The following is a 23148-nucleotide window of genomic DNA, read 5'->3' as shown; positions in this document are numbered from 1 at the left end:
GGCACCAGGAGAGCACGATGAGCATTTCGCAGACCCTATCGAACGCTGTATCCGGGCTCACTGCCGCCTCGCGCATGGCCGAGGCCGTGGCCTCGAACACGGCCAATGTGATGACCGAGGGCTATGCCCGCCGAGAGGTGCGTCTGGGCGCACAGATGCTCGGCCGTCAGGGCGCGGGCGTGGCCGTGCTCTCGGTCGACCGGATCGTGAACGAAAGCCTGCGCAGCGACCTGAGACTCGCCGATGCGGAGATGCAGAACGCTTCTTTGCGCCAAGGCTTCCATGCCGATCTCGAAAGCAGGATCGGAGATCCGGAAGATCCAGCCTCCCTCTCGCAAAAGCTCGCCACTTTCGAGTCCCGCCTGATCGAGGCGACAAGCCGGCCCGAAAGCGATGCGCGCCTTGCCGCGGTTCTCGACGCGGCCACCTCCATCTCCGATCATCTCAACAGGCTCACCGATCATGTTCAGGACAGCCGGGCCCTAGCGGATCGGCGGATCGCCCAGGAGGTGGGCCACCTCAACGAGTCCCTCGTCCGGATCGACGATCTCAATGCAAAAATTGTGGCGGAGCGGGCCTCGGGCCATGATGCGAACGCGCTGCTCGATCAGCGTCAGGCCCTTGTCGACGACATTTCACGGATCGTCCCGGTCCGGCAGGTTGCCCGCGAGAACGGCCGGATCGCGCTTTTCACCTCCGGCGGTGCAATCCTTCTCGAGGGCAGCCCCGCGAAAATCGGGTTCGAACCCGTCGGCGTGATTACCGCGGACATGACTCAGGCGAGCGGCGCGCTCTCGGGTCTCACGCTCAACGACATGCCCGTTTCAAGCGCGGATGATCGTACCCTGGGCGGGGGCTCGCTCGGCGCCCTCTTCGCGATCCGCGACGAGCTGGCGCCGCAGGCCCAGAGCAGGATCGACGGCTATGCCCGCAACCTGATCGAGCGTTTCTCCGATCCGGCGACCGACCCGAGCCTCCTGCCTGGTGCGCCGGGTCTTTTCACCGATAGTGGAAACCCCGTCGACCCTGCCGACGAGATCGGGCTTGGCGGCCGGATCGAGGTCACTGCCCTGGCCGATCCCGAGCGCGGCGGCGCACTCTGGCGGCTGCGCGACGGGCTTGGCGCCGCACTGCCCGGCGCGCCCGGCAATTCCGAGCAACTCTCGCGCCTGGCCGATGCCTTCGCGCGCGAAGTGACGCCCTCCTCGGGCGGTTTCGGTCCGCGAGCGCGTTCCAGCGCCGGCCTCGCGGCCGATCTTCTCTCCGCGAGCGCCAGCGCCCGTCTCTCGGCCGATGCCCGGGAAAGCTTCACGGCGACGCGCCATGGCGCGCTCAAGGAAATGGCGCTCGCCGATGGCGTCGACACCGATCGCGAGTTGCAGAAACTCCTTCAGATCGAAGAGGCCTATGCCGCGAATGCCCGGGTGATCCAGACCGTCGACACGTTGATCAAACAACTTCTGGAGTTGTAGGATGAATTACGTTTCCTTCGGGGATATGGCCCAGGCCTTCCAGCTCCGCCGCCACGATCAGCAGCTCAAGACGGCGATGACTTCGCTTACCAAAGAGGTGATGACCGGCATCCGCTCCGATCTCGGAGCCGCCGTGTCAGGCGATTTCACCGCCCTGGCGAAGATCGATCAGAGCCGCTCCACGCTTGCCGCTTATCGGACCGCCGCGGTCGAGGCCGATCTCCACGCCGGAACGATGCAGCGCGCCGTCGAAACGATCCGTTCGCTCGCGAGCGGATCGAGCGTGCCGCTGCTTTCGGCGGCCGCGACGGGCACGGCAACGATGATCGACGCGAGCGTCGCCGATGCCGCGACGAAATTTTCCACCCTCGTCGCCACGCTCAACACCAATGCGGCCGGCCGCTATGCGTTTTCCGGTGCCGCGATCGACACCGCGCCCCTGCCCGATCCGCAAGCGATCCTCTCGGCGCTTTCCACGGAACTCGCCGGGGCAACCGATCCTGCAGATGCGCTCGCGCGGATCGCGGACTGGTTCGCGCAACCGACCGGCTTTGCCGCCACCGTCTACCAGGGCAGCGCGTCGCAAACCGTCTTCCGCCTCGGAGAGGGAGACAGTCTGCGCCTCGATGTCACCGCTACCGACCCGCGCCTTCTGAGTGCTATGCAAGGCTTCGCGACCGCGGCTCTCCTCGATGGCGGGCTCTTCGCCGGTGACCTGCCGGCCCGCAGCACGATGACTGCCGCAGCCGGAGAGCAGATTGCCGCGGCCGATTTCGCGCTGACCGATCTCGCCGCGGAGATCGGCACGATCGAGGCCCGCATTGCAGCCACGACCACCCGCAACGGCGCCGAAAGCGCCGCGCTCGATCTCGCGCGGGCAAGCCTGATAGGCGCCGATCCATACGAGAGCGCCACTGCGCTCGAGGCCGTGCGGAGCCAGATCGAGACGCTCTACACGCTCACCTCGCGACTCTCGGCCCTCTCGATGACGGAGTACATGCGATGACACGGCTCCTGCTGATCCTGGCCCTCCTGCTCCCATCATTCGCCGCAGCCGCTCCGATCCGGATCAAGGACCTCGTGGAATTCGATGGGGTGCGCGGCAATGACCTGATCGGTTACGGCCTCGTCGTCGGCCTCAATGGCACGGGGGACGGGCTGCGCAACGCCCCGTTCACCGAAGAAATCATGTCGAACATGCTCGAGCGCCTCGGCGTTAACGTTACCGGAGAGCAATTCCGCCCCAAGAACGTCGCCGCGGTGATGATCACTGCCGCCCTTCCGCCCTTCGCCCGCGCCGGAAGCCGGATCGACGTCACGGTCTCGGCCATCGGCGACGCCAAGAGCCTGCTTGGCGGCACATTGGTGATGACGCCCCTCAAGGCCGCCGACGGAGAGATCTACGCGGTGGCCCAGGGCACGATCATCGCCGGCGGGGTCTCGGCCCAGGGCGAAGGCGCTTCGGTCACGCAGGGCGTTCCGACCTCGGGAAACATCCCCTCGGGCGGCCGTGTCGAGCGCGAGATCGACTTCGCCATCAACGATCTGTCGATGATTCGGCTCGCTCTGCGCAGCCCCGATTTCACCACTGCAGGCCGGATCGAGACCGCGATCAACCGCGCCTTCGGCCAGCGCGTTGCCGAGATGCTCGATGGCGGAACGGTCGCCGTGTCGATCAAGGCGACGGGCGCGCGTTCCGTGGCCCATGCGATCGGCCGCATCGAAACGCTGGGGGTCGAACCCGAACAGCGCGCGCGGGTCGTCGTCGATCAGCGCTCGGGGACGATCGTGATGGGCGAGGATGTGCGGATCTCCCGCGTCGCGGTCAGCCAGGGCAACCTGACCCTCAAGATCGAGGAAAGCCCGCTCGTCGTACAACCCAACCCCTTCGCCCGCGGCGAAACCGTGGTGGTCCCGCGCTCGCAGGCGACGCTCACGGAGGAGCCGGGGATCCGCATGGCCGAAATGGCCGAGGGCAGCTCGCTGTCCCAGGTCGTGGCCGGGCTCAACGCGCTCGGCGTCAGCCCGCGCGACATGATCGATATCCTGAAAAGCATCAATGCCGCGGGCGCGCTCCATGCGGAATTTCTCGTGAACTGAAGAACGCAGGCCCGGAAAACACGAAACGGGGCCAGAGGCCCCGCCGTGCGCCCGCTCGGAGCGGGAAAACTGGTGCCGGTGAAGGGACTCGAACCCCCGACCCCATCATTACGAATGACGTGCTCTACCAGCTGAGCTACACCGGCGCCGTGGCGGGCGATTAGCATGACCGATCGGGGATGTGTAGCCCCAAAATGCTCACTTCGGCGCGGTTTCCGCCTCTCCTGCCGACTGCTCCTCGCTTTCGACGATCTCGGCCTCGGCGATTTCGGCTTTCTCCGTCTCGCTGGCCTTCGGCTTGTCGGGTTTCCCGACGATCAGGGGCAGCATCTCGGCCCCATGCGGGAGCGGCGCTTGGGCCTGTTGCGGCTCGCGCCAGCTCAGCGTGTCGAAGCCGCCGCAATTGTCGCAAACCGGCGCCCACTCCGCCTGGATGTTGTGGCATTTGTCACAGCACCATTGCGGGCCCCGCGGGGCCGTCAGGGCTCGGGCGAGCCAGCCGCGTACGACCATGTCATCGGCGCCCTCGCCGCGCTCGACCGCCGCCATGATGGTCAGCACCCGCGCCGTCGGATGGGTTTCCACCAGATCGCCGAGCGCACGGCGCGCCGCGGGGAAATCTTCCGCCGCAATCGAGAGCTCGGCTTTCAGGAGCCGGGTTTCCTCGTGATCCGGCCGCAGCGCAAGCAGCTTGCCGAACCGCTTGAGACGTGCCTCGGCAGTCTCGTTCGGCGCGATCTCGGCATAGGCCGCGGCAAGATCGGGATGCGGCTGGACCTCCCAGGCCTTGCGCAGGATTCGGTCCGCTGCCTTCGGCTTGTCCTTGTCGAGATAGGCGCGCGCGGCCATCACCACCGCCGGGATCAGGTCGGGCGAGGATTTCGCCGCCGAGATCGCGGCTTCGCGGGCCTCGAGGCTCGCGCCTTCCTCCATCACGCCCTTGGCTTCCTGCAGGGCAAGAACGGCATCGCGGCGCTTGTGAACGTCGCGCGGCAACTCGCCCTGGCGCAGCTTGGTCTTGAGAACCTCGCGCGCGCCTTTCCAGTCGCCCTTGCGGGTCTGAAGGTCGAGCAGCGTGTCCTGCACCTCGCGATGGCCGGGCTTGAGCGCATAGGCTTTCTGCGCGAGTTTGAGCGCCGTGTCGGTATCGCCCTCGTCGAGGCGCTGCCGCAGCAATCCTCGGATCCCGACGAACCGCGTCCGCTCGTCCTGAAGAAGCCGCTTGTAGACCTCGGTGGCCTTGCTCCGGTCGCCGGTGATCTCCGCCGCCTGCGCGGTGAGCAGATTGGTCAGTTCCGGCTTCTGAAGAAAGCGCTCCGCCTTGGCGGCCTTCGAAAGCGCCAGACGCCCCTCGCCCGCCGCGGCCGCCATCATCCCCTCAGAGAGCGCCTTGTAACCCTTGCGCTCGCGATTGCGGTCGAAATAGCGGGTGAGCGCCGTCTCGTCGCCGGTGAGGAAGCGCAGGAAGGCCACGACGAGCCCCACCAGCTTGATCGTGAACCAGACCAGCACGAAGGCGAGGATCGCGACGATCACCGTTTGCAGCGGCCCGAGGCTGAATTCCATTCCCATCGTGGTGACCCGCAGCCCGCCCGACATGTCGGCCAGATGCGCGAAGCCGAGCGTCGCCGCCGCTACGACCACGATGAACAGCGCGATTTTGATGAAAGACCAGACCATTCCCGCCTCCTTACTGCGTCGCGCCGAGTTGGGTGACCGCGTCGATCGCGGCAAGCCGCGTCTTCGCCTTGGCGACCCAGTCGGAAAGCGGAGCCTGCGCGACATCGGGAAGCTTGGAGATCTCGTCGAGAGCCGCCCCCAGACGACCCGCATCGACATCGGCCTGTGCCCGCGACAGAACCGCGTCCGGGCTGTTGCCTTCGCGCGGCGCAACCGAACGCGCGCCCGTCTGCGCCAGAAGGAAAGCGCCGATCCGGTCGCTCAGCGTGGTGCCCGCCTTGGTACGACGCGCGGCGGCCAGTGCGGCCCGCGCCGCATCCGGGAAGCTTTGCTGCAACGATTGCTGGCTGGGGATCTCGGCGCTGAGCGCGGCGGGAACCGATGCCCCGGCTGCGCTCAGATCCGCCAGAGCGGGACCGAGCGGCGCGCCCATCTCGAGCGCGGCTTTGGCCCGTGCGGCGGCCGCTTGAACCATCGCCGCCTTCGCCGCCGCCTCGGATTGCGCCTTGAGCTGCTCGGCCTGCGCCTCGGCCTGCTTGATCCGATCCTCGGCCGCCTTCGCGGCCGCTTCGATCTGCGCCTGCGAGGAGCCGTCACCTTGCTGCGGCAGGGCCTTGATCTGCTGGCCCAGATCCGCGATCGCCGACTTGTTCGCCTCCACATCCGCGGTGATCTGGTCGAGCACCGATTTCACACCCGACAGATCGGGCGCGGGCGGAGTTGCGGATTTCAGGCTCGCGAGTTCTTCGCCCAGCGCGTCGATCTTCTTGGTCTGGGCGGCGAGCTTCGCATCCAGCGCCGCCTGAAGGTCAGTCTGTTGCGGTGGCTGGGGCAGCAGGCCGGAAAGCTGCGGGGGAAGATGCGGCAGCGCGTAGATGACAGCCCCCGCGCCGATCGCCGCAGCGACGACACCGCCGAGCACGACCGGAACGAATCCGCCGCGCTTCACGATGACGGGGGGCGGCGGTGCGGGTGCCGGGCCGGTTTCCGTTTCGCTCCGCGCTTGCTCTTCGGCAGCGGCGCTTTCGCCCGCGGGGACGGCTGCGGTCTCTTCGCTGGGCTCGGCCGTGGTTTCAGCCTCTGCTGCGGTCGTCTCCGGCGCCTGCCCGGAGGGGGCTTCCGGCTCCTCGGACGTCACGCGATCGGCGCTCGGCGCTGCATCGCTTTGCGGAGGAGTTTCGCCTGCCGCGGTCTCGTCGCTCTCAGCGGGCGCGTTGTCGACCTCGCTCGCAGCGGCGGTCGTCTCGTCCTTTTCCGGCGCGTCTTCCGGCTGCCCCTCGGTCTGAGATTTCCGGGTTGTCCGTTTCGCCATGACCTGCGCCCTCCACTACCACGCCAAAATTACGCGCATGCATCAATCTAGAAGCGCGCCCCGTCCGGCTCAACCCGCGTTTTGCCGCTGCAGCAAAGTGGCGAGCGCGTCGAGCATGGCCTCCTCATCGGGGCGTGCGGCGCATTCGAGAGCCTTGAATTCAACGCCGCGACAGGCCGCCGCCACCGCCTCGCTCATCACGGCGACCAGAAGCGGAGCGGGCGCGCTCGGCAAGATGTCGCACATGCGCCGCGCCGCGTTGGGAGAAAAGAGCGGCACGAGGCAGGGCCGGACTCCCGCAAGGGCCGCCTGCGCTTCCGGGCTCGGGGGGATCGCTTCCTGGCGGTAGAGGATCGCCTTTTTCGTCTCTATTCCAGCGGAATTGAGCGCTTTTGCGAGATCGAAGGCCACCTCCTCGCCGCGTGCATGCAAAAGCAGGCCCGCCGGACGATCGCCGATAATCCTGCTCGCGAGCGCGCGCGCATCCCCCGCCCCCGTGATCGGGTCGAAGCCCGCCGCGCGGGCGGCCTCGGCCGTGCGCCGCCCCACGCAATAGGCGCGCCGACCCCGCCCCTCTTCGCGCGCGGCAAAGGCCGACACCGCATGTTGCGAGGTAAAGATCAGGACACCCGCCCCCGGCAGATCTCCCGCGAGGGGACACATCTGCATCAGGGGCGAGAGGATCACCGGCCAATCCGCTCCGAAGCGCGCCCGGAAGGCCTCGGCAAAGCGTGTCGCCCCCTCTCCGGGCCGCGTCACCAGAAGAATCGGTCGTTCTTCGCTGCCGACCATGCGCCGCCCCGGGATTGTGTGAACCTCTCCCCGGTGTTACCTGCGATGCAACAGCCACGCAACATGGCGCCCGATGACGAGATCGCTCACCTTCCTGGGACTGGAATCGAGCTGCGACGATACCGCGGCGGCGATCGTGCGCCTGCGCGACGACACTCCCGAGATCCTGTCCTCGGTGGTGGCCGGCCAGACCGAACTGCACGCGCCCTATGGCGGCGTCGTGCCCGAGATCGCCGCGCGCGCCCATGCGGAGAAGCTCGATCTTTGCGTCGAAGAGGCGCTGAGCCAGGCGGGGATCGGCATCGAGGATCTCGACGGGATCGCGGTGACTGCGGGGCCGGGCCTGATCGGCGGGGTGATGTCGGGCGTGATGTGCGCAAAGGGAATTGCCGCGGGCGCCGGTCTGCCGCTTGTCGGCGTGAACCATCTGGCCGGACACGCGCTGACCCCGCGGCTGACCGACGCGCTGGCCTATCCCTATCTGATGCTGCTGGTCTCGGGTGGGCATTGCCAGTTTCTGATCGCGCATGGGCCCGAGGAGTTCACCCGGCTGGGCGGAACGATTGACGACGCGCCGGGCGAGGCCTTCGACAAGGCCGCGAAACTGATGGCATTGCCGCAACCGGGCGGCCCCGCCGTCGAGGCCGAGGCGAGGTCCGGCGATCCCAAGGCGTTCGCCTTTCCGCGCCCGCTGCTGGACCGGCCCGGATGCGACATGTCCTTTTCCGGTCTCAAGACGGCGCTTCTGCGCGCCCGCGATCAGGTCGTGGCCGAGCATGGCGGGCTGCCGCGCGCGGTCCGGGCCGATCTCTGCGCTTCGTTCCAGCAGGCGGTGGCCGATGTCCTCGTCGAGAAATCGCGCCGGGCGCTGACGGACTATCTGACCCATGCGCCCGCTCATCCTGCTTTCGCTGTGGCGGGCGGCGTCGCGGCAAATAGCGCCATCCGGGCCGGATTAGAGACTGTTTCACGGGAAATGGGCGTCGAATTCCGCGCCCCGCCCCTGCGGCTTTGCACCGATAACGCGGCGATGATCGCCTGGGCCGGAATCGAGCGATTCCGGCTCGGGGCGCGCGACGGGATGAATCTGATGGCGCGCCCCCGCTGGCCGCTCGACCAAAGCGCGGCGCCGCTTCTGGGCTCGGGCAAGAAGGGGGCGAAGGCATGAGCATCGCGGTTCTCGGAGCGGGCGCTTTCGGCACCGCGCTTGCGGTCAGCCTCGCCCGGAAGGGCCCTGTCACGCTGTGGGCCCGCGGCGCGGAGCAGGTGCACGAGATGGCCGAGAGCCGGGAAAACGCGCGCCGCCTGCCGGGGGTGAAACTGCCCGAGACGCTTACGGTGACATCGGATATCGAAACCGCCCTGAGCGCCGAGACCCTTCTTCTGGCGATGCCGATGCAGCAGATGGCGGGCTTTCTTCAGGCCCATGCAGAGGCGCTGGCGGGAAAGACCCTCGTTTCCTGCGCGAAGGGCATCGACCTGGCCACGGGACAGGGTCCGACCGGGCTCATCCGCGCCCATGTCGCCGGAGCGCGCGCCGCCGTCCTGACCGGGCCGAGCTTTGCCGCCGATATCGCGCGGGGGCTTCCGACCGCGCTCACCCTGGCCTGCACCGATCATTCGGAAGAGCTGCAGGCCGAACTCTCGACCCCGACGCTGCGGCTCTATCGCACCACCGACACGACGGGGGCGGAGCTTGGCGGTGCGCTCAAGAATGTCTACGCAATCGCCGCCGGAACCGTGATCGGGGCCGGCCTCGGCGAGTCCGCGCGCGCGGCCCTGATGACCCGCAGTTTCGCCGAGATGCAGCGGATCGCGCTCGCGCTCGGCGCCCGGCCCGAAACGCTCTCGGGGCTGTCCGGTTTCGGCGATCTCGTCCTGACCTGCACCTCGGCGCAGTCGCGCAATTTCCGGCTGGGCCGGGCGATCGGTTCGGGCGAGGGCTTCGACCCGTCGATCACCGTCGAGGGCGTCGCCACCGCGAAAGCACTCGACCGGCTGGCCCGCGAGCGCGGAATCGAGACTCCGATCGCCGCCATGGTGAGAGCCCTGACCGAAGAGAAAATCGGCGTGAGCGAGGCGATGCAGAGCCTTCTCGCGCGCCCCCTGAAGGAGGAATGAGATGTATTTTGCCGTCATTTGCCGCGACAAGTCCGGCGCGCTTCAGACCCGTCTCGACAATCGCGAGAAACACCTCGCCTATATCGAGGAGACCGGCATCGTCTTCATGGCGGGGCCCTTCATCGAGAACGGTCAGATGGCGGGCTCCCTCGTGATCCTCGAGACCGACAGCCTTCAGGCCGCGCAGGACTGGGCCGCGAATGATCCCTATGCCAAGGCAGGCCTCTTCGAGACCGTGAGCGTTCAGGAATGGAAGAAGGTGATCGGCTGATGCGCTACTGGCTGTTCAAATCGGAGCCCAACAAGTTTTCCTGGGACGATCTGGTCGCCAAGGGCGAGCAGGGCGAGGAATGGGACGGCGTGCGCAACTATCTCGCGCGCAACAACATGCGCGAGATGAAGATCGGCGATCGCGGCTTCTTCTACCATTCGAATATCGGAAAGGAAGTCGTGGGCATCGCCGAGGTGGTTGCGCAATCGCATCCCGACAGCACCACCGACGATCCCCGCTGGGATTGCGTGGACATCAAGGCGGTGAAGCCGCTGAAGACGCCGGTGACGCTGGCCGATGTGAAGGGCGAGCCGCGCCTGTCAGAGATGGCGCTGGTCACCTCGATGCGGCTCTCGGTCCAGCCGGTGACCGAGGAGGAATGGAAGATCGTCTGCGAGATGGGCGGTATCGACCCCTGATCGCGATATCTTCGTGCTGAAAAGACAGGAGGGTTCCGGCACCCCTACCAGAACCCTCCCTCACCCACGTGCTCCCCTTCGCACCACACGTGAAACTGATATCTCGGGTCTGGCCATCCTGGCCGGTATGTTCGTGATACAGCCTGCAGGCTCTCCATGCAATCACGAAGTCTCGAAAATTCAACACGTTTACAGTATGTTAACGAACATCGCGGCCGACGAGGCGCTCATTTGCACGGGGCGGAAAAAGCGATAGGCTGAAACCATGAACCCGGTCGTGATCGTCGCCCACGGATCTCCTTCCGATCCCGAAACGCAGGAAGCCGCGCTGAAATCGCTGGCCAGCTCAGTGGGCGACTTGCTGCCCGGCCGCACGGTGCGGAGTGCGACGCTCGCATCCCGGGGCGCGCTCGAGGCCGCCCTCGACGGGCTCGACGACCCCTGGATCTACCCGTTCTTCATGGCCGAAGGCTGGTTCACCAAGACCGAATTGCCGCGGCGCATCGCGGATATGGGGGTTAAGGCGCGCGTCTTGCGGCCGTTCGGCGTCGATCCTGAGCTGTCCGATCTGATCGCCCGCGTGGTGATCTCTGCCGCAACCGAGAGCGATCGCCCGATCTCCGACTTGCCGCTGATCCTTGTCGCGCACGGGTCGAAGGTCGCCCGCCGGTCGCGCGATTCGGTCTATGACATGGCCGAATCCCTTGCCCAAAGGCGCGACATGCCGCCGATCCACGTCGCCCTGATCGAAGAACCGCCTTACCTCGAAGACGTCGCGAAAGAGCTGGGGGACGGGATCTGCCTGCCCTTCTTCGCCCTTCGCGCCGGGCATGTTCAGGGCGATATTCCCGAGGCATTGCAACAGGCTGGCTACCGGGGCCTGCGTCTTGCGGAGATCGGCGCCCATCGTGAGGTCCCCGCCCTTGTGGCAAAGGCCATTGCCCGCGGGTAATCACGTGACCTCACGAAAACGTGGAATGTCATAAACCGGTTACATAAGGTTTGCATAAGCGTCACGAAACCGTCCTACGACGCCCCCGAGGCCCTGCTGGGCCCGTGTATCAGAACACTGGGAGTGATCTATGAAATTCGTCACCATCGCCGCCTCCGCGATCGCGCTTGCTGCCGCTTCCGGCACCGCCGCCTTCGCGCGCGACAACCTCCAGGTCGCCGGCTCGTCCACCGTGCTGCCCTACGCCTCGATCGTCGCCGAAGCTTTCGGCGAGAACTTCGACTTCCCGACCCCGGTGGTCGAGTCCGGCGGTTCCTCGGCCGGCCTGAAGCGTTTCTGCGAAGGCGTGGGCGAGAACACGATCGACGTCGCGAACGCGTCGCGCAAGATCAAGGACAGCGAAATCGCGACCTGCGCCGAGAACGGCGTGAAGGACATCATGGAAGTCCGCATCGGCTATGACGGCATCGTCTTCGCCAGCCAGAAGGACGGCCCGGCCTTCACCGCGTTCGAACCCGCCGACATCTACAACGCGCTCGGCGCGAAGGTGCTGAAGGACGGCAAGCTGGTCGACAACACCTACGCCAAGTGGAACGAATTCAACGCCGACCTGCCGGAAGCCGACATCGTCGCCTTCATCCCGGGCACCAAGCACGGCACCCGCGAAGTCTTCGAAGAGAAGGTTCTGGAAGCTGGCTGTGAAGCGACCGGCGCCAAGGAAGCCTATGTCGCTTCGGGCATGGACGAGAAAGCCGCCTCGAAAGAGTGCATGAAGGTCCGCACCGACGGCAAGGCCGTGGATATCGACGGTGACTACACCGAGACCCTCGCCCGCATCGGTTCGAACCCGAACGGCATCGGCGTCTTCGGTCTCGCCTTCTACGAGAACAACACCGACAAGCTGAAAGTGGCGACCATGTCGGGCGTCACCCCGTCGACCGACACCATCGCTTCGGGCGACTACCCGGTCTCGCGTCCGCTCTTCTTCTATGTCAAGAAAGCCCATATCGGTCAGGTCCCCGGCCTGAAGGAATATGCCGAGTTCTTCGTCTCCGACGACATGGCTGGCGCGGAAGGCCCGCTGGCCGCCTACGGCCTCGTGTCGGACCCGGAACTGGCGAAGACCCAGGAAGCCGTGGCCAACGAAGTCACGATGAACAGCGGCATGTAATTCATGCCCCGGGACGGCGGTACGCCGCCGTCCCGACCTTTTAGGACCTTTTCGAACTTACGGGTTATTCATGGAAGTCTTGTGGATCGGTGCGCTTCTTGCGGCGCTGGCGCTCGGCGGTTTCCTCGCCGGGCGATTTCGCGCTCTGAAGGCCGCGGGTGGCGACACGCGCGTATTGCACTCCGTGCCGAACTATTCGGGCACGCTGGTCGCGCTGTCCGCCGCGCTGCCCGCGTTCGCGCTTTCGATCCTTCTCGCAGCTTTCGGCGTCGCCCCGGCGGTGCTCTGGGGCGCGACGATCCTGGCGGGGGTGATCGGCTTCGCGCTCAGCCTGCGCCTGATCGGACGTGATTTCCGTGCCCGCAACGCGGTCGAGGCGGTGATCAAGGGGCTTCTGATCGCGGCGGCGAGCCTTGCGATCCTGACCACGCTCGGGATCGTGCTCTCGCTCGTCTTCAACACCATCGAATTCTTCCGTCTCTACCCGCTCACCAAATTCTTCTTCGGCACCGAATGGACGCCCAGCTTCGGCGGCGGCTCCGAGCTCGGGATCCTGCCGCTGCTGTGGGGCACGCTCTACATCTCCTTCGTCGCCCTCGCGGTGGCGGTGCCGATCGGCCTCTTCGCCGCGATCTATCTCTCGGAATACGCGAGCAGGACAGTGCGCGGCGCGGTCAAGCCGCTGCTCGAGGTGCTCGCCGGCATCCCCACCATCGTCTACGGCCTTTTCGCGCTGCTGACCGTGGGTCCGTTCCTGCTCTCGATCTTCGGCCCCAAGGGCCCGACCGCGGCATTTGCCGATGGCGGCTGGATGCATGCGGGAACCGCGGTGATGACCGCCGGCCTCGTGATGGGGATCATGCTCATCCCCTTCGTCAGCTCGCTCTCCGATGACATCATCAACGCCGTTCCGCAGGCCCTGCGCGACGGCTCCTACGGGCTCGGCGCGACCAAATCCGAGACGATCCGCCAGGTCGTCATGCCCGCCGCCCTGCCCGGCATCGTCGGTGCGATCCTGCTCGCGGCCTCGCGCGCGATCGGCGAGACGATGATCGTGGTGCTGGGCGCCGGCGCCGCCGCACGGCTCTCGCTCAACCCGTTCGACGCGATGACCACGGTGACGGCCAAGATCGTCAGCCAGCTGACCGGCGACGCCGATTTCGCCTCGCCCGAGGCGCTCGTCGCCTTCTCTCTCGGCATGACGCTGTTCGTCGTCACGCTCGGGCTCAATATCTTCGCGCTCTACATCGTGCGCAAATACCGGGAGCAATACGAATGAGCGACGCGAGCCCGAACACGGCGCGCCCGGTCAGCCGGTCGCTGCACCATGTCGACGCGCGCACCAAGCGCCGCAACGCCGCCGAGACCCGGTTCAAGGCGCTCGGCATCGGCGCGATCGCTGTCGGTATCACCTTCCTGGTGATCCTTCTCTCGACGATCTTCATGAACGGCGCCTCCGCCTTCGAACAGAGCTTCCTGCGCGTTCCGGTCCATCTCGACGCCGCGAAGCTCGACAAGAAAGGCAACCGTGACCCGGCCGATCTGAAGAAGGCGACAACCTTCACCTATGCCCCGCTGATCCAGCAAGGTCTTCTCGACGCGGTGCAAAAGGCCGGTATCGAGACGCCGCTGACGAAATCGGGGGACATGAAGAACCTGATCTCGTCCTCCGCGGCGGCGCAGCTGCGCGACCGCGTGCTGGCCAATCCCGATCTGGTCGGCCAGACGGTCACCGCCGAGATCCTCGCCTCCTCGCGCGTCGACGGCTATCTCAAGGGTCGCGTGAAACGCGATCAGGTCGCCCAGGACAAGAACATCTCGGTCGAGCAGCTCGACCTTGCCGATGCGCTGCTCAAGGCGGGCATTCTGCACAAGAGCTTCAACTGGGACTTCATCTTCGGTGCCGACGCCTCGGACAGCCGCGCCGAACAGGCCGGGATCGGCATCGCGATGCTGGGCTCGTTCTACATGATGCTGGTCGTGCTGGTGCTGTCGCTCCCGATCGGCGTCGCCGCCTCGATCTATCTCGAGGAATTCGCGCCGAAGAACCGGTTCACCGACCTGATCGAGGTGAACATCTCGAACCTCGCCGCCGTGCCCTCGATCGTCTTCGGTATCCTCGGCCTCGCGATCTTCATCCAGTTCGCGCATCTGCCGCAATCGGCGCCGCTGGTCGGCGGGCTCGTGCTGACGCTGATGACGCTGCCGACGATCATCATCTCGACCCGCGCGGCCCTGAAGGCCGTGCCGCCCTCGATCCGCGACGCCGCGCTCGGGGTGGGTGCCTCGAAAATGCAGGCGGTGTTCCACCACGTCCTGCCGCTGGCGATGCCGGGCATCCTGACCGGCACGATCATCGGGCTCGCGCAGGCGCTTGGCGAGACCGCGCCGCTGCTGCTGATCGGCATGGTGGGCTTCATCGCGACCAACACCCCGGACGGGTTCTGGGACGGGTTCGTCTCGCCCAACTCGGCGATGCCGGCACAGATCTACGAATGGGCGAAGCGCGCCGACCCGGCCTTCTACGAACGCGCCTGGGGCGGTATCATCATCCTGCTGGTGTTCCTGCTGGGGATGAACATCATCGCTGTGGTGCTGCGCCGCAAATTCGAGCGCCGCTGGTAAGGAAGCGGGATCATGAACGATATGAGTTTTACGGAGAGAGCCGTGGCCAACACCGAAACGAAGATCACCGCGCGCGGCGTGCAGGTCTATTACGGCGAAAATCATGCGATCAAGGATGTCGATGTCGACATCCTCGACAAGACGGTCACGGCCTTCATCGGCCCGTCGGGCTGCGGGAAATCGACCTTCCTGCGCTGCCTCAACCGGATGAACGACACCATCGACATCGCCCGGATCGAGGGCGAGATCCTGCTCGATGGCGAGGATATCTACGACAAGCGCGTCGATCCGGTGCAGCTGCGCGCGAAGGTGGGCATGGTGTTCCAGAAACCCAACCCCTTCCCGAAATCGATCTATGACAATGTCGCCTACGGGCCCAAGATCCACGGCCTGACGCGTTCGCGCGCCGAGCTCGAAGAGGTCGTCGAAAGCGCGCTGCGCAAGGCCGCGCTGTGGAACGAGGTGAAGGACCGCCTTCATGCGCCCGGCACCGGCCTCTCGGGTGGCCAGCAGCAGCGCCTGTGCATTGCACGCGCGATCGCGACCTCGCCCGAAGTGCTGCTGATGGACGAACCCTGCTCTGCGCTCGATCCAATCGCGACGGCGCAGGTGGAGGAGTTGATTGACGAGTTGCGCGCCAATTTCTCGGTGGTCATCGTGACCCACTCGATGCAACAGGCCGCGCGTGTTTCCCAGAAGACCGCGTTCTTCCACCTCGGACACCTGGTGGAATACGACGACACGGACAAGATTTTCACCAATCCGTCCGATCCGCGGACGGAAAGCTACATTACCGGCCGGATCGGCTGAGGAGACAAAAAATGAGCGAGCATATTCTTTCGGCATTCGACCGCGACCTCGAGGCCGTGCAGGCGCTGGTGGTGAAGATGGGCGGGCTGGTCGAGGAACAGATCCTCGAAAGCGCCCGCGCACTCGAGGAGCGTGACCCCGATCTCGCGCAACAGGTCCGCGATCAGGACAAGACGGTCGATGCGCTCGAGGAGCGGATCAACGACGAGGCCGCCCGACTCATCGCCCTGCGCGCCCCCGCCGCGCGCGACCTGCGCATGACGCTCTCGGTGATCAAGATCTCCGCCAGCCTCGAACGCGTCGGCGATTACGCGAAGAATATCGCCAAGCGCTCGCAGGTGCTGTCGGACGGTCCGCAGATCAACGGCACCGCCGCCGCGATCCGCCGCATGGCCTCCGCGGTCGAGTCGATGCTCAAGGACGCGCTCGACGCCTATATCCAGCGTGACGCGGATCTCGCCCACGACGTGCGCGGCCGCGATATCGAAGTCGATCAGATGTACAACGCGCTGTTCCGCGAATTCCTGACCTACATGATGGAAGACCCGCGCAACATCACCCCCTGCATGCATCTGCATTTCATCGCCAAGAACATCGAACGGATGGGCGACCACGCGACCTCGATCGCCGAGCAGGTGATCTATCTCGTCACCGGCGAGATGCCCGAGGAATCGCGGCCCAAGAGTTCGAGCGTGGTGAAGACGGAGGCCTGATAGATGTCGCCTGCCCAACAGCCTTGTGTGCTTGTCGTCGAGGACGAATCCGCGCAGCGCGAGGTCCTCAGCTACAATCTCGAAGCCGAGGGCTTCCGCGTCGTGATGGCAGAGAATGGCGATGAGGGGCTGCTCCTCGTGAAAGAGGAAAAGCCCGATCTCATCGTCCTCGACTGGATGCTGCCCAATGTCTCGGGGATCGAGATCTGCCGCCGGGTGAAATCCAATACCGAGACCCGCGGCATCCCGATCATCATGCTCTCGGCCCGCTCCGAAGAGGTGGACCGGGTCCGCGGGCTCGAAACCGGGGCCGACGACTATGTCGTGAAACCCTATTCGGTCGTGGAACTGATGGCGCGGGTGCGCACGCAATTGCGCCGCACCCGCCCCTCGACGATGGGCGAGCGGCTCTCCTTCGAGGATATCGTCCTCGATGCCGAGGAGCACCGCGTCTTCCGCGACGGCAAGCCGCTCAAGCTCGGCCCGACCGAGTTCCGGCTGCTCTCGACACTGATGGAGAAACCGGGCCGGGTCTGGACCCGCGACCAGCTTCTCGACCGGGTCTGGGGACGCGACATCTATGTCGATACCCGCACGATCGACGTCCATGTCGGCCGCCTGCGCAAGGCGCTGATGGTGCATGGCGGCTCGGATCCGGTGCGCACGGTGCGCGGCACCGGTTACGCGCTCGGCTGAGCCGCGAGAAACTCGGCGACCTCGGCCCCGGTCGGGATCGCCTCCGCCGCCCCCGGCCGCGTCACCTGCAGCGCCGCCGCGGCCGCGGCCACCCGCATCGCCTCGTCGACGGCGAGCCCCTCGGACAGGCCCGCAAGCAGGTACCCCGCATAGGTGTCGCCCGCGCCGGTCGTGTCCACCGCCTCGACGGCAAATCCCGGAACCCGGATCTCGTGGCCGCGCGCCAGATCGTGCCAGACCGCGCCCCGCGCCCCGAGCGTGACCAGCACGTTCTCCACCTCCAGCGCGTCAAGCGTGATCCCGAGCGCCGCGCAGAGCTGCGCCGCCTCCAGTTCGTTGACGATCAGAAGCGACAGATAGGGCAGCACCGCGCGCGCGGCCTCGGCCTCGAAGGGCGCGGCGGAATAGACCACGAACAGACCCTGTTCCTGCGCAAGACGGGCCGTTTCGACCTGCAACCCGGTCTCGTTCTGCAAGATCAGCGCATCGCCAGGCCCGGCCTCGGCCAGAGCCTGCTTCACGTGATCCTCGGCAATCGCACGATTTGCACCCGCATGGATGACGATCGCATTCTCGCCCGCCGCATCGACCGTGATGATCGCATGCCCCGAAGCTGCCTCGAGCTGAAGAACCGGGGTGCAATCCACGCCCGCCTCCTCCAGCCGCTCGACCATCCAGCGGCCGTCGCCCCCCACCGCTCCGATATGACGCACCTTGCCGCCCGATTTCGCGATGGCGACCGACTGGTTCGCGCCCTTGCCCCCCAGTCCCAGGGAATAGCTCTCGGCGGCAACCGTCTCGCCCGGCGCGGGCAGGCGCGCCAGGCGATAGACGTGATCGGCATTGATCGAACCGAGATTGTAGATCATCGCCCCTGCTTCCTCTTGATCTCAAATATCCCGGGGGCTGCGCGCAGGCGCAGCGGGGCAGAGCCCCTCCCCGCTTCGCCTCATTTCGCGTGCCCGAGCTTGCACGCCGCAATCGCCGCCATGTTGAGAATGTCGTTGACCGTCGAGGAGGTCGAGCAGAGCTGCACCGCATGCGGCGTTCCGGTCAGGATCGGGCCGATCACCGTCGCCCCTGCCGTCTCCTGCATCAGCTTCACCGAGATCGAGGCCGAGTGACGCGCGGGAACGACGAGGATATTCGCCGGACCGCTGAGACGGCAGAACGGGTAGTTCTTCATCTGGTCCATGTTCAGCGCCACATCGACGGTCATCTCGCCATCATACTCGAAATCGACCCCGCGCGCGTCGAGCACTTTCGGCGCGATATGCATCTTCGTCGCGCGCTCCGAGACCGGATAGCCGAAGGTCGAGAAGGAGCAGAACGCCACGCGCGGCTCGAGCCCCAGCCCCCGCGCCACCTGCGCTCCGGAGGTCGCGATATCGGCCAGGTCGTTCTCGTCGGGCCATTCATGCACCAGCGTATCGCCGATCAGGACGACGCGCCCGTTGTTGAGCACCGCCGTGATGCCCACCGCACCGTCTGACGGGTTCGCGTCGATCACCTTGTTGACCAGTTCGAGCACATGGGCCGATTTCCGCGTCGCCCCCGTGATCATCCCGTCGCCGTGCCCATGCACCAGCATCAGCGCGGCGAAGACATGCCGGTCGCGCGTGGCGAGCTTGTGAGCATCGACCCGGTCCACCCCCTTGCGCTGCAGCCGGGTATAGAGGAACTCCTTGTAGGCCTCGATATGCTTGGAATTCGCCGAGTTCACGATCTGCAATTCGCGATAGGCGTCGCCGAGCCCCGCAGCTTCGAGCTTCTCGCGCACATCCGTCTCGCGACCGACCACCAGCGCCCGGCCCATGCCGGAGCGCTGATAGGCCACCGCGGCACGCAGCACGCGCGGGTCGTCGCCTTCCGCGAAGATCATCGCCGCCTGCGCCTGACGCGCCCGGGCATGGATGCCCTGCAGGATCGAGGCGGTCGGGTCCATCCGCGCCTTGAGGCTCTGCGCATAGCCGTCCATGTCGATGATCGGGCGCCGCGCGACGCCGGTATCCATCCCCGCCTTCGCGACCGCCGGGGGGATCACGTGGATCAGCCGCGGGTCGAACGGCGTCGGGATGATGTAGTCGCGCCCGAAGGTCAGCTTGCGCCCATAGGCCATCGCCACCTCGTCGGGCACGTCCTCGCGGGCAAGCTCGGCCAGCGCGCGGGCGCAGGCGATCTTCATCTCGTCATTGATCGCGCGCGCATGGATGTCGAGCGCGCCGCGGAAAAGGTAGGGAAACCCGAGGACGTTGTTCACCTGGTTGGGGTAGTCCGACCGCCCCGTCGCCACGATCGCATCGGGCCGCACGGCATGGGCCTCTTCGGGCGTGATTTCCGGATCGGGATTGGCCATCGCGAAGATGACCGGATTGTCGGCCATCGACTGCACCATCTCCTGCGTCACCGCGCCCTTAGCCGACACGCCGAGGAACACGTCCGCCCCGGCCATCGCCTCCTCGAGCGTGCGCGCCTCGGTCACCGCGGCATGGGCCGATTTCCACTGGTTCATGCCCTCGGTGCGACCCTGGTAGATCACGCCCTTGGTGTCGCACATGATGCAATTGTCGTGCTTGGCGCCCATCGCCTTCACGAGTTCCAGACAGGCGATGCCCGCAGCCCCCGCGCCGTTGAGCACGATCTTGCAGTCCTCGATCTTCTTGCCCGAGAGTTCGAGCGCGTTGATCAGGCCCGCGGCGCAGATCACCGCCGTGCCGTGCTGATCGTCGTGGAACACCGGGATATCCATCAGCTCCTTCAGGCGCTGCTCGATGATGAAGCATTCGGGCGCCTTGATATCCTCCAGATTGATCCCGCCGAAGGTGGGCCCCATCAGCTTGACCGCGTTGATGATCTCGTCGGCATCCTCGGTATCGAGCTCGATATCGATCGCGTTCACATCGGCGAACCGCTTGAAGAGCACCGCCTTGCCTTCCATCACCGGCTTCGAGGCCAGCGCACCCAGATTGCCGAGCCCGAGGATCGCCGACCCGTTCGAGATCACGGCCACCATGTTGCCCTTCACCGTGTAATCATAGGCGGTCTCGGGATTCTCCGCGATCGCCTCGACCGGAACCGCCACGCCGGGGCTGTAGGCCAGCGACAGATCGCGCTGCGAGGTCATCGGTTTCGATGCGACGATGTCATATTTCCCCGGTCGCGGATCGAGGTGATAGGCCAGCGCCTCTTCGGGCGTGATACGGTTCTTGCTGGACATGGGCCGATACTCCTCCTCTCGGTCGGTCCGTCTTAACGGCCCGCGTCTCGTCGCTCAACGGAATTGCGCCCGAATCCCGGGTTTTGTAGGGTCGCCCGACAGCGATTTGGGGGACCTATGGGCAAGCCGACCGTCACACCGATGATGGAACAGTTTCTGGGGATCAAGGAGGCCAATCCGGGGGCGCTCCTGTTCTACCGGATGGGCGATTTCTACGAGATGTTCTTCGACGACGCCGTCGCGGCGGCGGCGGCGCTCGACATCGCGCTCACCAAGCGCGGCCAGCATATGGGCGAGGATATCCCGATGTGCGGCGTGCCCGTTCATGCCGCCGAGGGCTACCTGCTGACGCTGATCCGCAAGGGATTCCGCGTCGCGATCGCCGAGCAGATGGAAGATCCCGCCGAGGCGAAGAAGCGCGGCTCGAAATCGGTGGTGAAACGCGACGTGGTGCGGCTGGTCACGCCCGGCACGCTCACCGAGGAAAGCCTGCTCGAGGCGCGGCGACACAATTTCCTCGCCGCCTGGGCCGAGGTGCGCGACGAGGCGGCGCTGGCCTGGGTCGATATCTCGACCGGCGAGTTTCGCGTCACTCCCTGCCCGCTGACGCGGCTCGGGCCGGAACTGGCGCGCCTCGCCCCGCGCGAAGTGCTCGTGAGCGAGACGAAAGAGGGAGATTGCGCCGAAATCGTCTCTGATATGCGTGCCTCGCTCACGCCGCTCGCCCGCGCGAGCTTCGACAGCCAGGCGGCCGAAAATCGTCTTCTTGCGCTTTACTCGGTGGGCTCGCTGGATGCCTTCGGCAGCTTCACCCGCGCCGAAATGGCGGCGATGGGCGCGATCGTCGATTATCTCGAGATTACCCAGAAAGGGAAATTGCCGCTCCTGCGCCGCCCGATCCACGAGGAAAGCGGCTCGGCGATGCAGATCGACGCGGCGACGCGGCGCAACCTGGAACTGACCCAGGCGCTGTCGGGCGGGCGCGACGGCTCGCTGCTGCACGCGATCGACCGCACCGTGACCGCGGGCGGCGCACGGCTTCTCGAACGCCGCCTCTCCGCCCCCTCCCGCAGCCTTTCCGAGATCCACGCGCGCCACGATTCTGTGCGGTTCCTGCTGGAACAGGGTCGATTCACCGAAGATCTGCGCGCGGAATTGAGCCGATGCCCCGATATGGACCGGGCGCTCTCGCGTCTCGCGCTCGAACGGGGCGGGCCGCGCGACATGGCGGCGATCCGCAACGGTCTCGCCCAGGCGGGCCGCATCGCGGAGACCCTTTCCGAGAGCGAGGCCCCCGCGCTCCTGCGCGAGGCGGGCCGCGCATTGGTCGGCCATGACGAACTCACCGCCCTGCTCGATGCCGCCCTCGTGGCCGATCCGCCGCTTCTCGCCCGCGATGGTGGCTTCATCGCCGCCGGGTATGACGACGAGCTCGACCAGACGCGTCAGTTGCGCGACGAAGGCCGGGGCGTGATCGCGAAAATGCAGGCGGAATATATCGAGGCCACCGGCATCTCGAGCCTCAAGATCAAGCATAACAATGTGCTCGGCTATTTCATCGAGACCACCGCGACCCATGCCGAGAAGATGATGGCGCCGCCACTTTCGGAGCGCTTCATTCACCGCCAGACGACCGCGAACCAGGTCCGATTCACGACAGTAGAGCTGAGCGAGCTGGAAACCCGGATCCTGAACGCCGGAAACCATGCGCTCGAGATCGAGAAAAGGCTCTATTCCAGCCTCAGACAGGCCATTCTGGATCGGGCGGGTGAAATCAACGAGGCCGCGCGCGCATTGGCCGAGATCGACCTCGCCGCCGCCTTCGCCACCCTCGCGCGTTCCGAGAGCTGGTGCGAGCCCAAGGTCGATGACAGCCACGCCTTCATCATCGAAGGCGGACGGCATCCCGTGGTCGAGGCCGCGCTGAAGAAGACCGGCGAGCCCTTCATCGCCAATGATTGCGACCTGACCGAGGGCGAGACGCCTGCGATCTGGCTGCTCACGGGCCCGAACATGGCGGGTAAATCGACCTTCCTGCGCCAGAACGCCCTGATCGCGCTGCTCGCGCAGGCCGGCAGTTTCGTGCCCGCCGCGCGCGCCCATATCGGCCTCGTCTCGCAGCTGTTCTCCCGCGTCGGCGCGGCAGACGATCTCGCGCGTGGCCGCTCGACCTTCATGGTGGAGATGGTCGAAACCGCGGCGATCCTCAACCAGGCCGATGACCGCGCCCTTGTCATCCTCGACGAGATCGGCCGCGGCACCGCGACCTATGACGGTCTCTCGATCGCCTGGGCGGTGATGGAACATCTGCATGCGGGAAACCGCTGTCGCGCGCTGTTTGCCACCCATTACCACGAGATGACCGCGCTTTCGGCGAAGCTCGACGGGGTCGAGAACGCCACCGTCGCGGTGAAGGAATGGGAAGGCGAGGTGATCTTCCTGCACGAGGTGCGCAAGGGCGCCGCCGACCGTTCCTACGGCGTTCAGGTCGCCCGGCTCGCGGGCCTTCCCCATTCGGTGGTGGAACGCGCGCGCATCGTTCTCGACGCGCTCGAGAAGGGCGAGCGTGAAGGCGGGACCCAGAAACAGGCGGTGATCGACGATCTTCCGCTGTTTTCAGTCTCTAACACGCCTCAATCCGCACCAAAACCCCAGGGCGACTCCGCGCTCGAAGAGCGCCTCAAGGCGCTCATTCCCGACGAGATGACACCGAAAGAAGCCCTCAACGCACTCTACGAGCTGCGCGGGCTTCTGACGGATTGATCTTCGGTTCTGTGGAAATATCCCACGGGGGTCT

General features: G+C 66.1%; 20 protein-coding genes and 1 tRNA gene. 15 read left to right on the top strand and 6 right to left on the bottom strand.

What is annotated here, in order from left to right; translation table 11 throughout:
• The first annotated feature begins 17 nt into the window (after positions 1 to 17).
• Genes flgK through DW2_RS09465 form a run of 3 tightly spaced genes read left to right on the top strand, consistent with a single transcriptional unit; the run spans position 18 to position 3572 of the window.
• The gene (gene flgK, locus DW2_RS09475; protein ID WP_038145747.1) at positions 18 to 1472 is read left to right on the top strand and encodes a flagellar hook-associated protein FlgK; all 1455 of its coding nucleotides are present in this window, start codon (positions 18 to 20) and stop codon (positions 1470 to 1472) included.
• Between the two features lies 1 nt (position 1473).
• Complete coding sequence (locus tag DW2_RS09470) at positions 1474 to 2478, top strand: flagellin (protein WP_038145745.1); 1005 nt, start codon at positions 1474 to 1476, stop codon at positions 2476 to 2478.
• Positions 2475 to 3572, top strand: a complete 1098-nt coding sequence (locus tag DW2_RS09465) for a flagellar basal body P-ring protein FlgI (RefSeq protein ID WP_038145743.1) — start codon at positions 2475 to 2477, stop codon at positions 3570 to 3572. The genes DW2_RS09470 and DW2_RS09465 overlap by 4 nt, the downstream gene beginning before the upstream one ends.
• A gap of 70 nt (positions 3573 to 3642) precedes the next feature.
• On the opposite strand, the gene DW2_RS09460 is transcribed toward DW2_RS09465, so the two are convergent.
• The 4 genes from DW2_RS09460 to DW2_RS09445 form a co-directional block, all read right to left on the bottom strand.
• Positions 3643 to 3718, bottom strand: a tRNA-Thr gene (locus DW2_RS09460).
• A gap of 52 nt (positions 3719 to 3770) precedes the next feature.
• Complete coding sequence (locus DW2_RS09455) at positions 3771 to 5252, bottom strand: heme biosynthesis protein HemY (RefSeq protein ID WP_038145742.1); 1482 nt, start codon at positions 5250 to 5252, stop codon at positions 3771 to 3773.
• Positions 5253 to 5262: 10 nt separating this feature from the next.
• Entirely contained in the window at positions 5263 to 6564 is a 1302-nt protein-coding gene (locus DW2_RS09450) for a COG4223 family protein (RefSeq protein ID WP_051855772.1), read from the bottom strand.
• 69 nt (positions 6565 to 6633) lie between these two features.
• Complete coding sequence (locus tag DW2_RS09445; protein ID WP_038145740.1) at positions 6634 to 7356, bottom strand: uroporphyrinogen-III synthase; 723 nt, start codon at positions 7354 to 7356, stop codon at positions 6634 to 6636.
• Between the two features lie 73 nt (positions 7357 to 7429).
• On the opposite strand from DW2_RS09445, the gene tsaD reads away from it, so the two are divergent.
• The 11 genes from tsaD to phoB all read left to right on the top strand — a co-directional run bounded on the left by tsaD (position 7430) and on the right by phoB (position 17134).
• The gene (gene tsaD / locus DW2_RS09440; RefSeq protein ID WP_038145738.1) at positions 7430 to 8524 is read left to right on the top strand and encodes a tRNA (adenosine(37)-N6)-threonylcarbamoyltransferase complex transferase subunit TsaD; all 1095 of its coding nucleotides are present in this window, start codon (positions 7430 to 7432) and stop codon (positions 8522 to 8524) included.
• Positions 8521 to 9477, top strand: a complete 957-nt coding sequence (locus tag DW2_RS09435; protein ID WP_038145736.1) for an NAD(P)H-dependent glycerol-3-phosphate dehydrogenase — start codon at positions 8521 to 8523, stop codon at positions 9475 to 9477. Before tsaD ends, DW2_RS09435 begins: the two co-directional genes overlap by 4 nt.
• Before the next feature lies 1 nt (position 9478).
• Positions 9479 to 9748: a YciI family protein gene (locus DW2_RS09430; protein ID WP_038145734.1), complete on the top strand. Its 270-nt coding sequence runs from the start codon at positions 9479 to 9481 to the stop codon at positions 9746 to 9748.
• On the top strand, positions 9748 to 10167 hold the full coding sequence (locus DW2_RS09425) for an EVE domain-containing protein (RefSeq protein ID WP_038145732.1): 420 nt from the start codon (positions 9748 to 9750) through the stop codon (positions 10165 to 10167). Before DW2_RS09430 ends, DW2_RS09425 begins: the two co-directional genes overlap by 1 nt.
• A 265-nt stretch (positions 10168 to 10432) precedes the next feature.
• Entirely contained in the window at positions 10433 to 11119 is a 687-nt protein-coding gene (locus tag DW2_RS09420; RefSeq protein ID WP_038145730.1) for a CbiX/SirB N-terminal domain-containing protein, read from the top strand.
• Between the two features lie 130 nt (positions 11120 to 11249).
• Positions 11250 to 12290 (top strand): substrate-binding domain-containing protein, encoded by a 1041-nt coding sequence (locus DW2_RS09415; protein ID WP_038145728.1) that lies wholly within the window; start codon positions 11250 to 11252, stop codon positions 12288 to 12290.
• Between the two features lie 70 nt (positions 12291 to 12360).
• Entirely contained in the window at positions 12361 to 13569 is a 1209-nt protein-coding gene (gene pstC / locus DW2_RS09410; protein ID WP_038145727.1) for a phosphate ABC transporter permease subunit PstC, read from the top strand.
• Positions 13566 to 14915 (top strand): phosphate ABC transporter permease PstA, encoded by a 1350-nt coding sequence (gene pstA, locus DW2_RS09405; protein WP_038145725.1) that lies wholly within the window; start codon positions 13566 to 13568, stop codon positions 14913 to 14915. The genes pstC and pstA overlap by 4 nt, the downstream gene beginning before the upstream one ends.
• 12 nt (positions 14916 to 14927) lie before the next feature.
• Entirely contained in the window at positions 14928 to 15725 is a 798-nt protein-coding gene (pstB, locus tag DW2_RS09400; RefSeq protein ID WP_038145723.1) for a phosphate ABC transporter ATP-binding protein PstB, read from the top strand.
• 11 nt (positions 15726 to 15736) lie between these two features.
• A complete protein-coding gene (gene phoU / locus DW2_RS09395) occupies positions 15737 to 16438 on the top strand; it encodes a phosphate signaling complex protein PhoU (RefSeq protein ID WP_038145721.1) in 702 nt (233 codons plus the stop codon).
• 3 nt (positions 16439 to 16441) lie between these two features.
• A complete protein-coding gene (gene phoB / locus DW2_RS09390) occupies positions 16442 to 17134 on the top strand; it encodes a phosphate regulon transcriptional regulator PhoB (protein ID WP_038145719.1) in 693 nt (230 codons plus the stop codon).
• On the opposite strand, the gene DW2_RS09385 is transcribed toward phoB, so the two are convergent.
• Positions 17119 to 18003 (bottom strand): ribokinase, encoded by an 885-nt coding sequence (locus DW2_RS09385; protein WP_038145717.1) that lies wholly within the window; start codon positions 18001 to 18003, stop codon positions 17119 to 17121. The two genes, phoB and DW2_RS09385, sit on opposite strands and share 16 nt — an antisense overlap.
• A gap of 80 nt (positions 18004 to 18083) precedes the next feature.
• Positions 18084 to 20351, bottom strand: a complete 2268-nt coding sequence (locus DW2_RS09380) for an NADP-dependent malic enzyme (RefSeq protein ID WP_038145715.1) — start codon at positions 20349 to 20351, stop codon at positions 18084 to 18086.
• Positions 20352 to 20468: 117 nt separating this feature from the next.
• Here DW2_RS09380 and mutS point away from each other — a divergent pair, with 117 nt between their 5' ends.
• Positions 20469 to 23114, top strand: coding sequence for a DNA mismatch repair protein MutS (gene mutS / locus DW2_RS09375; protein WP_038145714.1), 2646 nt, complete (start codon positions 20469 to 20471; stop codon positions 23112 to 23114).
• The last annotated feature ends 34 nt before the right edge of the window (positions 23115 to 23148 follow it).

Origin of the sequence: Thioclava atlantica (assembly GCF_000737065.1) — a bacterium.
In the GTDB taxonomy this organism is placed as follows: Bacteria; Pseudomonadota; Alphaproteobacteria; order Rhodobacterales; family Rhodobacteraceae; genus Thioclava; species Thioclava atlantica.
Note: the sequence above shows the minus strand (reverse complement) of the source record. Positions and strands in the feature narration are given on the sequence as shown.